14 protein-coding genes are annotated in these 15,873 nt (G+C 59.5%); all 14 read left to right on the top strand.

Annotated elements, in window-relative coordinates:
- The first annotated feature begins 144 nt into the window (after nucleotides 1–144).
- Nucleotides 145–2,103, top strand: a complete 1,959-nt coding sequence (gene mnmG, locus P0D70_RS01250; protein ID WP_408181716.1) for a tRNA uridine-5-carboxymethylaminomethyl(34) synthesis enzyme MnmG — start codon at nucleotides 145–147, stop codon at nucleotides 2,101–2,103.
- Nucleotides 2,100–2,783, top strand: coding sequence for a 16S rRNA (guanine(527)-N(7))-methyltransferase RsmG (rsmG, locus tag P0D70_RS01245; protein WP_408181713.1), 684 nt, complete (start codon nucleotides 2,100–2,102; stop codon nucleotides 2,781–2,783). The genes mnmG and rsmG overlap by 4 nt, the downstream gene beginning before the upstream one ends.
- A gap of 86 nt (nucleotides 2,784–2,869) precedes the next feature.
- Complete coding sequence (locus tag P0D70_RS01240) at nucleotides 2,870–3,661, top strand: ParA family protein (RefSeq protein ID WP_091797847.1); 792 nt, start codon at nucleotides 2,870–2,872, stop codon at nucleotides 3,659–3,661.
- Nucleotides 3,662–3,679: 18 nt separating this feature from the next.
- Nucleotides 3,680–4,567 carry a ParB/RepB/Spo0J family partition protein gene (locus P0D70_RS01235; protein ID WP_091800939.1) on the top strand — a complete coding sequence of 296 codons (888 nt, stop codon included), beginning with the start codon at nucleotides 3,680–3,682 and terminating at the stop codon, nucleotides 4,565–4,567.
- Between the two features lie 818 nt (nucleotides 4,568–5,385).
- The gene (locus P0D70_RS01230; RefSeq protein ID WP_091797852.1) at nucleotides 5,386–5,931 is read left to right on the top strand and encodes an ATP synthase subunit I; all 546 of its coding nucleotides are present in this window, start codon (nucleotides 5,386–5,388) and stop codon (nucleotides 5,929–5,931) included.
- 177 nt (nucleotides 5,932–6,108) lie between these two features.
- A complete protein-coding gene (gene atpB, locus P0D70_RS01225; protein ID WP_091797855.1) occupies nucleotides 6,109–6,960 on the top strand; it encodes a F0F1 ATP synthase subunit A in 852 nt (283 codons plus the stop codon).
- A gap of 81 nt (nucleotides 6,961–7,041) precedes the next feature.
- The gene (gene atpE, locus P0D70_RS01220; RefSeq protein WP_007180033.1) at nucleotides 7,042–7,311 is read left to right on the top strand and encodes a F0F1 ATP synthase subunit C; all 270 of its coding nucleotides are present in this window, start codon (nucleotides 7,042–7,044) and stop codon (nucleotides 7,309–7,311) included.
- A gap of 138 nt (nucleotides 7,312–7,449) precedes the next feature.
- Nucleotides 7,450–7,920, top strand: a complete 471-nt coding sequence (locus tag P0D70_RS01215) for a F0F1 ATP synthase subunit B (RefSeq protein WP_006050845.1) — start codon at nucleotides 7,450–7,452, stop codon at nucleotides 7,918–7,920.
- A 2-nt stretch (nucleotides 7,921–7,922) separates the two neighbouring features.
- A complete protein-coding gene (locus P0D70_RS01210; RefSeq protein ID WP_091797857.1) occupies nucleotides 7,923–8,462 on the top strand; it encodes a F0F1 ATP synthase subunit delta in 540 nt (179 codons plus the stop codon).
- A gap of 58 nt (nucleotides 8,463–8,520) precedes the next feature.
- Nucleotides 8,521–10,062, top strand: a complete 1,542-nt coding sequence (atpA, locus tag P0D70_RS01205) for a F0F1 ATP synthase subunit alpha (RefSeq protein ID WP_408181705.1) — start codon at nucleotides 8,521–8,523, stop codon at nucleotides 10,060–10,062.
- Between the two features lie 139 nt (nucleotides 10,063–10,201).
- Nucleotides 10,202–11,086 (top strand): F0F1 ATP synthase subunit gamma, encoded by an 885-nt coding sequence (atpG, locus tag P0D70_RS01200; RefSeq protein ID WP_011490290.1) that lies wholly within the window; start codon nucleotides 10,202–10,204, stop codon nucleotides 11,084–11,086.
- A 115-nt stretch (nucleotides 11,087–11,201) separates the two neighbouring features.
- The gene (gene atpD, locus P0D70_RS01195) at nucleotides 11,202–12,596 is read left to right on the top strand and encodes a F0F1 ATP synthase subunit beta (protein ID WP_091797865.1); all 1,395 of its coding nucleotides are present in this window, start codon (nucleotides 11,202–11,204) and stop codon (nucleotides 12,594–12,596) included.
- A 211-nt stretch (nucleotides 12,597–12,807) separates the two neighbouring features.
- Nucleotides 12,808–13,233, top strand: a complete 426-nt coding sequence (locus P0D70_RS01190) for a F0F1 ATP synthase subunit epsilon (protein ID WP_007180027.1) — start codon at nucleotides 12,808–12,810, stop codon at nucleotides 13,231–13,233.
- Nucleotides 13,234–13,466: 233 nt separating this feature from the next.
- Nucleotides 13,467–15,197, top strand: coding sequence for an AMP-binding protein (locus P0D70_RS01185; protein ID WP_408181700.1), 1,731 nt, complete (start codon nucleotides 13,467–13,469; stop codon nucleotides 15,195–15,197).
- Nucleotides 15,198–15,873 lie beyond the last annotated feature (676 nt).

Raw genomic sequence — 15,873 nt, 5'->3', positions numbered from 1 at the left:
TAAAGCGGTGTGTTTCACGTGAAACACACCGCTTTTTTGTGGGTTGGCCGTTCGGACGAAATTCGGGCCTAAACCGAACCCGTTATAATTCGCCCATACATTTCCTTTGAAAGGCTCACGCGATGATCTGGCGTGAGATCCGCGATGCTCTTTCCCACAGAATTTGACGTAATCGTCGTCGGCGGCGGTCATGCCGGCACGGAAGCCGCGTTGGCTTCAGCACGCATGGGCAATACGACGCTCCTGCTGACCCACAACATCGAAACGCTCGGCCAGATGAGCTGCAATCCGTCGATTGGCGGTATTGGCAAGGGCCATCTGGTCAAGGAAGTCGACGCGCTCGGCGGGGCAATGGCGGCCGCGACGGACGAGGGCGGTATTCAATTCCGCATCCTGAATTCGTCGAAGGGCCCGGCCGTCCGTGCGACGCGCGCTCAGGCCGACCGTTTGCTGTACAAGCAGGCTATCCGGCATCGGCTGGAGAATCAGCCGAACCTTTGGTTGTTCCAACAGGCGGTTGACGATCTGATGGTGGAAGGTGACCGCGTGATTGGCGCTGTCACGCAGGTGGGGATCCGTTTCCGTGCGCGCGCGGTGGTGCTGACGGCTGGGACCTTCCTCGATGGCAAGATTCACGTCGGCTTGAACAACTATACCGGTGGCCGTGCTGGTGATCCGGCGTCCGTATCGTTGTCGGCGCGTCTCAAGGAATTGAAGCTGCCGCAAGGTCGGTTGAAGACCGGGACGCCCCCGCGTATCGACGGCCGCACCATCGACTTTTCCCAACTCGAAGAGCAGCCGGGCGATCTGGATCCGGTGCCGGTCTTCTCGTTTCTCGGGCGCGTTGAGCAGCATCCGCGGCAGGTGCCGTGCTGGGTTACGCATACCAACGAACGGACGCACGACATCATTCGCAGCGGCCTCGATCGGTCGCCGATGTACACGGGCGTGATCGAAGGGGTGGGGCCGCGGTATTGCCCGTCAATCGAGGACAAGATCCACCGATTCGCATCGAAGGAATCGCATCAGATCTTTCTTGAGCCGGAAGGGCTGACTACCAACGAGTTTTACCCGAATGGGATCTCGACGAGCCTGCCGTTCGACGTGCAGCTGGAGTTGGTGCGTTCGATGCGCGGCTTGGAGCATGCGCATATCCTCCGGCCGGGCTATGCGATCGAGTACGACTACTTCGATCCGCGTGGACTGAAGGCTTCGCTGGAAACGAAAGTCATTAACGGGTTGTTCTTCGCCGGTCAGATCAACGGCACGACTGGCTATGAAGAAGCCGCCGCACAGGGTTTGCTGGCCGGGATCAACGCGGGTCTGTACGTGCAAGGTAAGGAAGCATGGTGCCCTCGGCGCGATCAGGCTTACCTTGGCGTGTTGGTCGACGATCTGGTTACGCGTGGCGTGTCGGAGCCGTATCGCATGTTTACGAGCCGTGCCGAATATCGCCTGAGCCTCCGCGAAGACAATGCGGATATGCGTCTGACTGAGATCGGCCGCGAGCTGGGCGTGGTGGATGACGTTCGGTGGGATGCCTTCAGCCGCAAACGCGACGCTGTTTCACGTGAAACAGAGCGCCTTCGCACCACGTGGGTCAATCCTAAGACGTTATCGGCTGACGAGGCGACGGCTTTGCTCGGCAAGCCAATCGATCACGAGTACAGCCTGGCGGATCTGCTGCGCCGCCCGGGTGTGTCTTACGACGGTGTTTGCGGGTTGCGTGCCGGTGCTTGCGCTGCGCCTGAAACGTTGGCGGAAGACGACGTTCTGCTTGCCCAGATCAAGGAGCAGATCGAGATCGGGATCAAATATCAGGGCTACATTGACCGTCAGGCGGGAGAGATTGAGCGGAACGAGGCGCACGAAAGCACGCGTCTACCTGAAGGATTGGATTACGCGGAAGTCCGGGGCCTTTCCTTCGAAGCGCGACAGAAGCTGACGCAGTTCCGCCCTGAAACCATTGGTCAGGCCTCACGCATCTCCGGCATTACGCCGGCGGCCATCTCGCTGCTCATGGTCCATTTGAAGCGTGGTTTGGGTCGTCGTCCGGCGAAACCCACTGAGCCGGGCACCGACAGCACGCCGGTGACGCAATGACGGTAGGCCAGAAGGGAAGCGGTAGGGAGGCGTTGGCGCCGCTGCTCACAGAGGGTGTGCGCGAGCTCGGCCTCGATCTGAGCGACACCCAACTCGGCAAGCTGCTCGACTACGTCGCGTTGCTGTCGAAGTGGAACGCCGTCTATAACCTCACGGCGATCCGCGATCCGCGGCAGATGCTGATTCAGCACATTCTAGACTCGCTTTCAATCGTGCCGCATCTGGCTCCGCTCGGGCCGTCCTCGGTACTCGACGTCGGCTCCGGTGGCGGTTTGCCGGGCATTGTGCTGGCGATTGTTTTGCCGGAGTGGACGGTGACGGTGAACGACATCGTTCATAAAAAAACGGCGTTCCAGTCTCAGGCCAAGGCAGAGCTCGGCCTTGCGAATCTCTCGGTGGTGACCGGCCGAGTCGAGACTTTGCAGCCGGGCGCCGAAGTACCGGCAAAGTTCGACGTAATTGTCTCGCGCGCATTCGCAGAACTCGCGGATTTCGTTACACTGGCCCGTCATCTCGTTGCGGAGCAGGGTGCGATCTGGGCTATGAAGGGCGTACGCCCGGATGGCGAGATCGAACGTTTGCCGGCGGGCGCCCACGTGGAACAGGTTATTCGGCTGAATGTGCCATCGCTCGACGCCGAGCGACACCTGATCAAGGTTTTGGTGGATGCCGGCAGCTAGCGGCGCGCTCAGGCTTGTCATGCAGCCGCACCCTGTATCACCGACGATTTTCACTTTATCCAAGCAGCAAAAGGGACACACCAACGATGGCAAAAATCTTCTGCGTTGCGAACCAGAAGGGCGGCGTCGGTAAAACGACGACCACAGTCAATCTGGCCGCGAGCTTGGCAGCGCAGGGACAGCGAGTCCTTCTCATCGACCTGGACCCGCAAGGCAACGCCACGATGGGTAGCGGCATCGACAAAGCCGCGTGCGCGAACACGGTCTACGAAGTGCTGGTGGATGGCGTCGCGGTGGCCGATGCGCGAGTGCGGCCGGAAGCCGTTGGTTACGACGTGCTCCCGGCGAACCGTGAACTCGCCGGTGCCGAGGTCGAGTTGGTCAGCGTGCAGAACCGCGAGCGTCAATTGAAGGTCGCGCTCGCGGCAGTCGAAAACGAATACGATTTTGTGCTGATCGACTGTCCACCGGCTTTGTCGCTGCTCACGCTCAACGGCCTGTGCGCCGCACACGGCGTGGTGATTCCGATGCAGTGCGAGTACTTCGCTCTCGAAGGCTTGTCAGACCTGGTCAACACGATCAAGCAGGTGCACGCGAACCTCAACCGTGACCTGAAAGTGATCGGCCTGCTGCGCGTCATGTTCGATCCGCGTATCACGTTGCAACAGCAAGTCTCAGATCAGTTGAAAGAGCATTTTGGTGACAAGGTGTTCGACGCCGTGATCCCGCGCAACGTGCGTCTCGCCGAGGCGCCCAGCTATGGTTTGCCGGGCGTGGTGTTCGACAGGGCATCGCGCGGCGCGCAAGCGTACGTACAGTTCGGCGCGGAAATGATTGAGCGGGTGCGCGCATTGAATGACGCGCCCCAGGCATCCTAAGTGGATCGGGAAAGCACGATGAACGCAGTAGCGAGAAAGAAGGGGTTGGGACGAGGCCTGGAAGCATTGCTTGGCGGCACTGCGGACATCACCGAGGCGGTGACGATAGAGGGTGCGCCGAACGTGCTGCCACTCAGCAAGTTGCAGGCGGGCAAATACCAGCCGCGTACGCGTATGGATGAAGGCGCATTGCAGGAGCTGGCAGCCAGCATCCGGGCGCAGGGCTTGATGCAGCCGATTCTCGTGCGGCCCGTCTCCGCGGACAAGTACGAGATCATTGCCGGCGAGCGGCGTTTCCGCGCGGCGCGTCTCGCAGGTCTCGACGAAGTGCCGGTGCTGGTAAAGAACGTGCCGGACCAGGCCGCCGCCGCGATGGCGCTGATCGAGAATATTCAGCGCGAAGATCTGAATCCGCTGGAAGAAGCGCAGGGCATCCAGCGCTTGCTCGACGAGTTCAATTTCACGCACGAACAGGCGGCGGAGTCGGTCGGCCGCTCGCGTAGTGCCGTGTCGAATCTGCTGCGCTTGCTCAATCTGGCGTCGCCCGTACAGACGATGCTGCTGGCCGGCGATCTCGACATGGGGCATGCCCGCGCGCTGTTGGCCGTCGACGCTGCAACGCAGATTACGCTGGCCAACCAGGTTATCAACAAGCGCATGTCGGTGCGCGAAACCGAAAAGCTGGTAACGACGACGACCAAAGCCGCGCCAGCAGTGAAGGCGCGTGCGAATCCGGACGGTGGTCGTGATACGCGACGACTGGAAGAAGAGTTGTCGGATTTGCTGGCGGCGACGGTCAAGATCAAACTCGGCCGACGCGGGCGAGGGCAGGTACTGGTGGACTTCGGCGATCTGGACGCGCTGGAAGGCATCTTGGTGAGGTTGCGCGGCAACGCCACCGCCTGATCGGCGCGTTGAACGTGAGTGGCAACGAAGGCTTGCGATCAGGCTCAATACAGATCGCAAGCTATTTGGTGCGCTGCGCGCCTTTGGCGCCCCAGCTTTCCTGGCGAGTCGCTAACACATAGAGATTGGGCCCGACTTGATGCATGTCAAACGGCCTATATTTAATGGATTCCTAAATAAATGCGGCGATAAATAATCAGGATCGCTGATATATTGGTCTGATCGCGCCGTTGGGGCGATGCCGAGCGCCGATGCGTTTGCAATGCCGCCTGATTCGCGTCAAGCATCCCGAGAGCGGTCGCGTCACCAACTCCGCGCTGATGAATTCACGAAGTAGGGCGTGCCCGAAACAAAAGGCGAAAGCGCATGCCGTTCTCGGTCGCCCATTCATTCGGCGCGGCGGTGTGATTACGGCGGTCCCTCTTGTCATCGACACACACGAGTTTCCGAATACGCTCGCGCCGAGTCGCCGCCTAACTGGTGCCAACCCGTATGTCCACCTGCGGAGGCAAAAATCGGCGTTTGTTGCATTTTCGAGACGTCTGCTACTGCGTTTAAACGACCTGTCGGCGAGTGCAAAGTCGCTTGATCCAAACCGCATGATTTGACGCCCCCCGACAGCCTTACATTTGACGTGTTTCGTACCGCCAGGCAGCTGTTCCCGCATCGTGAGGAGGCTTTTCACGCCGGTTATTGAACGGCCTAAAGTCTTGAATTGCCTGCAACTATCGCTTACAATCGCCCGGATTTAATTGCACGGCAACCCCGTAATGGCAGCGTAAGCTCGCGGGCTGGAACAAGACTTTCGGAACACTGCGATGGCGGTCAAAACGTCGAATCAAGCGCCGAAGAATGGGCACGACGAACACCGCGCTGAACGCAAAGATTCCGTTGCGTCCACCGGTCAGCAAGCGACACCTGATGAAGCGTGGGATGTCGAGCAGCAAGATAACAATATCGTTCCGCTCACGCGGGCTGAAGCTGAAAAGCTGTTTGGTCCCAACGTGAGCCGTCCATCGCGCGTTACGCCTTTCAAGGTCGTGGCAGCGCAAATGGCTTTGTCCCTGGGTGCTACGCTGGTGTGGTGGCTGTTCTACAAGCCGCCGGGCGCTGCTGCGCTGTCCGCGTTCCTGGGAGGAGCGATCTGCTGGGTGCCGGGCGCGTTGTTCGCGGCACGGCTTAGAACGCTGAGCGGCGCCGAAACAGTCATGAGCTGGATGATCGGCGAAGCGCTCAAAATGGGGACAACGATCGCGATGTTCGTAGCCATCGCCTTCTGGTATCACGACGTACGCTGGGTTCCGCTGCTCGTGACCTACCTCATCGCGCTCAAGACGTACTGGATTGCCTTGGCCTGGCGCTAAGGTAGCAGCAACAAAAGTGGCAGCAAAAAAGTAGCAGCAAAAAATTCAGGCCGGCGCGCAGCGCCGGCAACAGGTGTGCGGATATGACACGGTCCGCACCCGGCGTGTTCCCGCAATACAGAATTGCAGCGGGAACGGCCTAAGACGATTTTCGACAATTTGGGTGGCTTTAACGATATGGCAGCTAGCGAAGGCACGCGCGCAATGGATCCGTCCGAGTACATCGCGCACCACTTGCAGAACTTTTCCACCGCGCACCAGACGTCGATTTTCGACATTCACGTGTGGAATCTGGACACCCTTTTCTGGTCGATCGTTTGCGGTCTGGCCACGATCTTCATCCTGCATCTCGCTGCCCGCAAGGCAACGTCCGGCGTGCCGGGCCGTTTCCAGTGCGCGATCGAAATGCTGGTGGAGATGGTCGAGGATCAATCGAAGTCGATGATCCACGGCACGCGCACCTTCATCGCACCGTTGGCCCTGACCGTGTTCGTCTGGGTCGCGCTGATGAACTCGCTCGACTTTATCCCTGTCGACCTGCCGGGCCACGTGATTGGCTGGCTGGGTCTTTCCGAAGTCATCCCGCACCACCGCATCGTGCCGACCGCCGACCTGAACGGCACGCTCGGCATCGCACTCGGTGTGTTCGCGCTGATGATTTACTACAACTTCAAGATCAAGGGCGCCGGCGGTTTCGTGCATGAACTGCTGTCCGCTCCGTTCGGCGCACATCCGTTGCTGTGGATCCCGAACCTTGCACTGAACATCATCGAGTTCGTCGCGAAGACGGTCTCGCTCGGCATGCGGCTGTTCGGCAACATGTACGCGGGCGAACTGTTGTTCCTGCTGATTGCCCTGCTCGGCAGCATCTGGAGCTTCGGCGCGGACACGACGGTGCTTGGCTTCATCGGCCACGTGATCGCCGGCAGCGTGTGGGCAATTTTCCACATCCTGATCGTTCTGCTGCAGGCGTTCATTTTCATGATGCTGACGCTGGTGTACATCGGCCAGGCACACGACACGCACTAACCTGCGCCGTCGACAAAGAATCATCGTTTTTTAAATCCCAGTTCCAACCAGTTCTAAAAGACTTTTCACAAAGGAGTGATCATGCAAGCTTTCATCGCCAACATCCAGGGTCTGACCGCCATCGGTATCGGCATCATCATCGGCCTGGGTGCAATCGGCGCCTGTATCGGTATCGGCCTGATGGGCGGCAAGTACATCGAAGCATGTGCACGTCAGCCTGAACTGATGAACCCGCTGCAAACCAAGATGTTCCTGCTGGCTGGTCTGATCGATGCGGCGTTCCTGATTGGCGTTGGTGTGGCAATGCTGTTTGCGTTCGCGAACCCGCTGCTGTCGAAGCTGGCAGGCTGAGGTTCCTCGGAAGTTTGCGCCTAAGCTATAACTAGTGAGGGCGCAGGGCGGAACGGGCACTCGGGCGCTGATCGAACACAGAATCGATGAGCGCCTTGCCGTTTCACTTTCCGAACTAGCAACGTTTAAGGAAACACCGTGAATCTCAACGCAACCCTGTTTGCGCAAATGGTCGTGTTCCTGATCCTCGCGTGGTTCACGATGAAGTTCGTGTGGCCGCCGCTGATCAACGCCCTCGACGAGCGCTCGAAGAAGATTGCTGACGGTTTGTCGGCTGCTGAAAAGGGCAAGGCAGAACTCGAAGCCGCTCACAAGCGCGTCGACCAGGAACTCGCTCAGGCACGCAACGACGGTCAGCAACGTATTGCTGACGCGGAAAAGCGCGCTGTGGCAGTCGCTGACGAAATCAAGGCTCAAGCACAAGCTGAAGCCGCTCGCATCATCGCGCAAGCGAAGGCCGACGCGGAACAGCAAGTCGTGAAAGCGCGCGAAACGCTGCGCGGCGAAGTTGCTGCACTCGCCGTGAAGGGCGCTGAACAGATCCTGAAGCGCGAAGTCGACCAGGCAGCTCACGCTGACCTGCTGAATCAACTGAAAGCCGAGCTCTGATCATGGCCGAACTTGCAACCATCGCCCGTCCGTACGCAGAAGCGCTGTTTGGCGTGGCCGAAGCTGGTGACATCGCCGCCTGGTCCACGCTCGTGCAGGAGCTGGCACAGGTTGCGCGTCTGCCCGAAGTGCTGTCGATCGCCTCGAGCCCGAAAGTAAGCCGCGCCCAGGTCAGCGAACTGCTGCTCACCGCGGTCAAGTCGCCGCTCAAGGACAACGCACAAGCGAAGAATCTGGTGCAAATGCTGGTGGACAACCATCGCCTGCAATTGCTGCCGGAAATCGCCGTGCAGTTCGAAGAGTTGAAGAACGCCCGCGAAGGGGCGGCCGATGTGCTGATCGTCAGCGCATTCCCGCTCGAAGGCGCGCAGTTGAATGACCTCGTCGCAAGTCTCGAACGCAAGTTCAAACGCAAGCTGAAGCCGACGATCGAAGTCGACTCGTCGTTGATCGGCGGCGTGCGCGTGACGGTCGGCGACGAAGTGCTCGATACCTCGGTCCGCGCGCGGCTTGCCAGCATGCAGACGGCTCTGACGGCCTGAAGCGCCCAAGGCGCTGAAGCGGCTGGCACGCAACAGAATTGACTATCAGGAGCGAATAATGCAACTCAATCCCTCTGAGATCAGCGAGCTGATCAAGAGCCGGATCCAGGGCCTTGAAGCGAGCGCAGACGTTCGCAACCAGGGCACTGTGATCTCCGTGACCGACGGTATCGTGCGCATCCACGGCCTGTCGGAAGTGATGCAGGGCGAAATGCTCGAATTCCCGGGCAACACCTTCGGTCTCGCACTGAACCTCGAGCGCGACTCGGTCGGCGCCGTGATTCTGGGTGAGTACGAACACATTTCGGAAGGCGACGTCGTCAAGACGACGGGCCGTATTCTGGAAGTGCCGGTGGGTCCGGAACTGCTCGGCCGCGTGGTCGACGCGCTCGGCAACCCGATCGACGGCAAGGGCCCGATCAACGCGAAGAAGACCGACGCAATCGAAAAGATTGCTCCGGGCGTGATCTGGCGTAAGTCGGTTTCGGAACCGGTCCAAACCGGTCTGAAGTCGATCGACGCGATGGTGCCGGTTGGCCGTGGCCAGCGTGAGCTGATCATCGGCGACCGCCAGTGCGGCAAGACCGCAGTCGCAGTCGACACGATCATCAACCAGAAGGGTAAGAACCTTTTCTGTATCTACGTCGCGATCGGCCAGAAGGCTTCGTCGATCATGAACGTGGTGCGCAAGCTGGAAGAAACCGGCGCGCTGGAATACACGATCGTCGTGGCCGCTTCGGCTTCGGAATCGGCTGCCATGCAGTACCTGGCACCGTACGCCGGCTGCACGATGGGCGAATATTTCCGCGACCGCGGTCAAGACGCACTGATCGTTTATGACGACTTGACCAAGCAAGCTTGGGCATACCGTCAGATCTCGCTGCTGCTGCGCCGTCCGCCGGGCCGTGAAGCTTACCCGGGTGACGTGTTCTATCTGCACTCGCGTCTCCTGGAACGTGCGGCTCGCGTGTCGGAAGACTACGTCGAGAAGTTCACGAACGGTGAAGTGAAGGGCAAGAGCGGTTCGCTGACGGCACTGCCGGTCATTGAAACGCAAGCAGGCGACGTGACCGCATTCGTTCCGACGAACGTGATCTCGATTACCGACGGCCAGATCTTCCTGGAAACCGACCTCTTTAACGCAGGTATCCGCCCGGCAATTAACGCCGGCGTGTCGGTGTCGCGCGTCGGTGGCGCGGCTCAAACGAAGGTCGTGAAGAAGCTTTCGGGCGGTATCCGTACCGACCTCGCGCAGTACCGTGAACTGGCCGCGTTCGCGCAGTTCGCGTCGGATCTCGACGAAGCAACCCGCAAGCAGCTGGAACGCGGCCGCCGCGTGACGGAACTGCTGAAGCAGCCGCAATATCAGCCGCTGCAAGTGTGGGAACTGGCTGTCGCGCTGTTCGCAGCGAACAACGGTTACCTCGACGATCTGGAAGTTTCGCAAGTGCTGCCGTTCGAAAAGGGCCTGCGCGACTACCTGAAGTCGAAGCACGCTGACCTGATCAAGCGCGTCGAAGACACCAAGGAACTCTCGAAGGACGACGAAGGCCTGCTGCACACGGCCCTCAAAGACTTCAAGAAGTCCGGCACTTATTGATCCGCGAGTGACCCGCAAGGCATAAACGGACCTTGAAGCGGCGCGGGCCGCAGGAAACTGAACCCGCGCTGCTTCGATCGCTTTGCATGGGACCCGAGTAACCGCTAAAGCGGCAACTCGGGCCGACAAGGAGCAAGCAATGGCTGGAATGAAGGAAATTCGCGGCAAGATCAAGAGCGTGCAAAACACGCGCAAGATCACGAAAGCGATGGAGATGGTGGCCGCATCGAAGATGCGCCGCGCTCAAGAGCGTATGCGCGCTGCTCGCCCGTATGCTGACAAGGTCCGCGATATCGCTGCACACATGAGCCGTGCGAACCCGGAGTATCGTCACCCGTTCATGGTGTCGAACGAAGGCGCGAAGACGGCCGGCATCATCCTCGTCACGACCGATAAAGGTTTGTGCGGTGGCATGAACACCAACGTGCTGCGCGCGTCGCTGCAGAAGTTCAAGGAACTGGAAGGCCAGGGCAAGACGATCGAAGCAACTGCGATCGGCACCAAGGGTCTGGGTTTCCTGAACCGTCTGCGCGCCAAGGTGGTGTCGAATGTCGTGCATCTGGGCGACACGCCGCATCTGGAAAAGCTGATCGGCGCGGTGAAGGTGCAGCTCGACCTGTACTCGGAAGGCAAGGTTTCGGCGGTGTACTTGGCGTACACGCGCTTCGTCAATACGATGAAGCAGGAGCCGGTGATCGAGCAACTGCTGCCGCTGTCGGCAGATCAGTTCGAGCGCAAGGAAGAAGACGGCACGACGCCGAGCACGCAGTGGGACTACATCTACGAGCCGGACGCGCAGGCAGTGGTGGACGAACTGCTGGTGCGTTATGTCGAAGCGTTGGTCTATCAGGCCGTCGCGGAAAACATGGCATCGGAACAGTCGGCACGGATGGTTGCGATGAAGGCCGCTTCGGACAACGCGAAGACGGTCATCAACGAACTGCAGCTCGTGTACAACAAGAGCCGTCAGGCCGCGATCACGAAAGAACTGTCGGAAATCGTCGGTGGCGCGGCGGCAGTCTGACCTTAACGGTCAAACACGCCGCTTCGTGTGCGCCTTCGTGGCGCACCCACCTGGGCGGCCCCATCGAAATTGCGCCTTTGCGCGAGTGAAGAATTGAGTATCTAAAGGAAAAGCGATGAGTACTACTGCTTTGGTAGAAGGCAAGATCGTACAGTGCATCGGCGCGGTGATCGACGTGGAATTCCCGCGTGACCACATGCCGAAGATTTACGACGCGCTCATTCTCGAAGGTTCGGAACTGACCCTCGAAGTCCAGCAACAGCTGGGCGACGGCGTCGTCCGTACCATCTGTCTGGGTGCATCGGACGGTCTGCGCCGCGGCACGGTCGTGAAGAATACCGGCAAGCCGATCAGCGTGCCGGTCGGCAAGCCGACCCTCGGCCGGATCATGGACGTTCTGGGTCGCCCGATCGACGAAGCCGGCCCGATCAACTCGGACGTGGTTCGCGGCATTCACCAGAAGGCTCCGGCGTTCGACGAACTGTCGCCGTCGACGGAACTGCTCGAAACCGGCATCAAGGTTATCGACCTGATCTGCCCGTTCGCCAAGGGCGGTAAGGTTGGTCTGTTCGGTGGCGCCGGCGTGGGCAAGACCGTGAACATGATGGAACTGATCAACAACATCGCGAAGGAACACGGTGGTTACTCCGTGTTCGCCGGTGTTGGCGAACGTACCCGTGAAGGGAACGACTTCTATCACGAAATGAAGGACTCGAACGTTCTCGACAAGGTCGCGCTGGTGTACGGCCAGATGAACGAGCCGCCGGGCAACCGTCTGCGCGTCGCGCTGACCGGTCTGACGATGGCTGAGCACTTCCGTGACGAAGGTCTCGACGTGCTGTTCTTCGTGGACAACATCTACCGTTTCACGCTGGCAGGCACGGAAGTGTCGGCACTGCTCGGCCGTATGCCGTCGGCAGTGGGCTATCAGCCGACGCTGGCTGAAGAAATGGGTAAGCTGCAAGAGCGTATTACGTCGACCAAGACCGGCTCGATCACGTCGGTTCAGGCCGTGTACGTCCCTGCGGATGACTTGACCGACCCGTCGCCGGCTACGACTTTCGGCCACTTGGACGCAACCGTTGTGTTGTCGCGTGACATCGCTTCGTTGGGTATCTACCCGGCAGTCGACCCGCTCGATTCGACCTCGCGTCAGATCGACCCGAACGTGATCGGTGAAGAGCACTACTCGATCACGCGCGGCGTGCAGCAAACGCTGCAGCGCTACAAGGAACTGCGCGACATTATCGCGATTCTGGGCATGGACGAACTGGCGCCGGAAGACAAGCTCGCCGTGGCGCGCGCTCGTAAGATCCAGCGTTTCCTGTCGCAGCCGTTCCACGTCGCTGAAGTGTTCACGGGCTCGCCGGGCAAGTACGTGCCGCTGAAGGAAACGATCCGTGGCTTCAAGATGATCGTTGAAGGCGAATGCGACCACCTGCCGGAACAGGCGTTCTACATGGTCGGCACGATCGACGAAGCCTTCGAAAAGGCCAAGAAGATCCAGTAAAGGTCGGGTGTAACGAAGCGGGCGTCGGTTCTCGCGCGGAACGGATACTATTAAAGGTATCGGGATCGCAAAGCCGGCGCCTCTTAATACGCTCAACCCAGCCTTGCATGGGACGACAGTAAGCGTTAAAGCGCTCGCTCTCGTCGAGCTTTGCAGGGGACCCGAGTAAGCGCTAAAGCGCTAACTCTGGTCGTCACAGGAGTCGACACTTATGGCAACAATCAAGGTAGACGTCGTCAGCGCGGAAGAGCAGATCTTTTCGGGTCAGGCGAAGTTCGTCGCGCTGCCGGGCGAAGCGGGTGAACTCGGCATTCTGCCGGGACACACGCCGCTCATCACGCGGATTCGTCCGGGTGCGGTGCGAATCGAAGCTGAAAATGGCGAGGAAGAGTTTGTTTTCGTCGCCGGCGGCATTCTCGAAATCCAGCCGGGCGCTGTGACGGTTCTCGCCGACACGGCGATCCGCGGCAAGGATCTCGACGAAGCCAAGGCTGAAGATGCACGCAAGCGCGCGGAAGAAGCGCTGCAGAACACGGGTTCGAACCTCGAATACGCGACCGCGCAAGCGGAACTGGCGTATGCGACGGCTCAGCTCGCTGCGATTCAGCGTCTGCGCAAGCTGCGCGGTCAGCACTAAGCAACACGTATCAGAGAGAAAGCAGCCTTCTTGGCTGCTTTTTTTTGACCTTTAATTGACGTTTACGGAAAGGTCAGCAAAATTGTGGTCGAGCATTGATGGATGCCACGCTTTAATAGATGGTGATGCGCTGCGGGTAAGACTTGATGCCTGACGGACACATGCAGATGGCACAATCGATTTCAAATTCATTTCAATAAGCGAGCTTCCGCTCAGTTCACGGAGACAACACCATGGCAACGCACGTGTCAGGCGAAGGTGCACTCATCGAACCCAAAGACGGGTTGTCTTACGTCCGCGGTCCGACCGACATCCCGTTGAGCGACGCGACAGTTGGACAGTTTCTGCGCGATACGGCGGAGCGCTTTCCGGATCGTCCAGCCGTGGTGTTTCGCGAGCAGCGTATTCGCTGGACATGGAAGGAGTTCGCAGAAGAAGTCGACGTGTTGGCGGCCGGTTTGCTCGCGCTCGGCATCGTGAAAGGTGACCGGGTGGGCATCTGGTCGCCGAATCGGGTGGAATGGTTGCTTACCCAGTTCGCGACCGCGCGCATCGGCGCCGTGCTGGTCAATATCAATCCGGCATACCGGCTCGCGGAGCTCGAATACGCGCTGAACAAGGTCGGTTGCAAGGTGATCATTGCGGCCGAGCGTTTCAAGACCTCCATGTATCTGGAGATGTTGCAGGAACTCGCGCCCGAACTGGCCACGCAGGCGCCGGGAGAATTGCATGCGTCGAGATTGCCCGAACTGCGCTACGTGATTCGCATGTGCGATACCGAAACGCCGGGTATGTTGAGCTTTTCCGACGTGATCGAACAAGGTCGAGCGGCGCTGGATGTTCCAAAACTGGACGCCATCGGCGACACGCTTACGTGCCACGAGCCGATCAACATTCAGTTCACCAGCGGCACGACAGGCAATCCGAAGGGCGCGACGCTGACCCATCGCAACGTGGTCAACAACGCGCGCTACATCGCGATGGCGATGCGGCTGACCGAACAAGATGGCTTGTGCATCCCGGTGCCGTTGTATCACTGCTTTGGCATGGTGCTGTCGGTGCTGGCGTGCGTGTCGGTCGGCGCTAATATGGTGTTTCCCGGCGAAGGATTCGACCCGGCGGCAACGCTGGCCGCGGTCGCGGAAGAGCAGTGCACCGCGCTGCACGGCGTGCCGACCATGTTCATCGCAGAACTCGATCACCCTGACTTCGCCACCTACGACCTGTCGCGCCTGCGCACCGGCATCATGGCGGGCTCGCCGTGCCCGATCGAGACCATGAAGAAGGTGGTCTCCAGGATGCATCTGGCGGAGATTACCATCGCCTACGGCATGACGGAAACCAGCCCGGTCTCGTTCCAGAGTTCGACCACCGACCCGCTGGACAAGCGCACGACCACGGTGGGCCGCATCCAGCCGCATCTGGAGGTGAAAATCGTCGATCCCCTTGGGAACATCGTGCCGGTGGGCGAAACCGGCGAGCTGTGCACTCGCGGCTATTCGGTGATGCAAGGCTACTGGGACGACGAGCCCAAGACACGCGAAAGCATTGTCGACGGCTGGATGCACACCGGCGATCTGGCGACGCTCGATGCTGAAGGCTACTGCAATATCGTCGGGCGCCTGAAGGACATGCTGATTCGCGGTGGCGAGAACATCTATCCCCGCGAGATCGAGGAGTTTCTGTTCCGTCACCCGAAGATCCAGAGCGTGCAGGTGTTCGGCGTGCCCGACTCGAAGTATGGCGAAGAGGTTTGCGCGTGGGTCGTATTGCGCTCCGGTGAGCAGGCTACCGCGGAGGAGATCCAGCAGTTCTGCCAAGGTCAGATTGCGCACTACAAGGTGCCGAAGTACATCCGTTTCGTCGACGAACTGCCCATGACGGTGACCGGCAAGGTGCAGAAGTTCATCATGCGCGAACGGATGATTAGCGAATTGAAGCTGCGGGAAGACAAGACAGCGTGACGGTCAATGGCCGGTCCGCGCGCGACGTAATGGCGCGACGGACCAGTCATTGAAGAACAGAAAACCAACCGTTTGCCCGGCGCAAGAGTTGCAAAACAACCGCTAACGCACTCTAAAAAGCGCCTTACTGCACTGCGCAAACGTTTGGCTAGGCGAAAAAAAAGCGGGCCTGGAGCCCGCTAAAAACCACACGCTACGGGGTTAGCGCGAGGAGACCAAAGAAGGAACCGACTGAGACGACGACCCTGCGTCGACTACGGCCCCAGCAGGGATGCCCCTTCACAGGGCTTCGGCATGCGCCGACCGGCAAGTGCATCGTATCCGCTCACACCACGCACACAGCCACATCCGTGTTGAAACCGTTGAGGGCATTGTGGGCGAATTACCCTATGAGCGCGGTAACAAAGTGTTTCAGGTTGTAACGCCCGCCAGATAAGGCGCTGCGGGACATATTGCCAAAGAGAATTGTTTGAAACGTAATATTTACCGATGACTCGCTCGCAATTTCATACGCATGATTAATGCTATTCGCGAAGCATATTGCGGCGTATTCCGTTCAGTCGATTCCGCATGAAATGGTTGCATGGTCATCTTTTGGGGCGAAAAATCGCCTGTGTTACAAGGTCTGCCACCACCGGAAAAATCTCAGCAGCGCGAACGACGTCGCTTTGTTGTG

This window comes from Paraburkholderia sp. RL17-381-BIF-C (genome assembly GCF_046026435.1).
Lineage (GTDB): Bacteria > Pseudomonadota > Gammaproteobacteria > Burkholderiales > Burkholderiaceae > Paraburkholderia.
The sequence above is the reverse complement of the archived record's forward strand: the minus strand, read 5'-3'. Positions and strand labels throughout refer to the sequence as shown.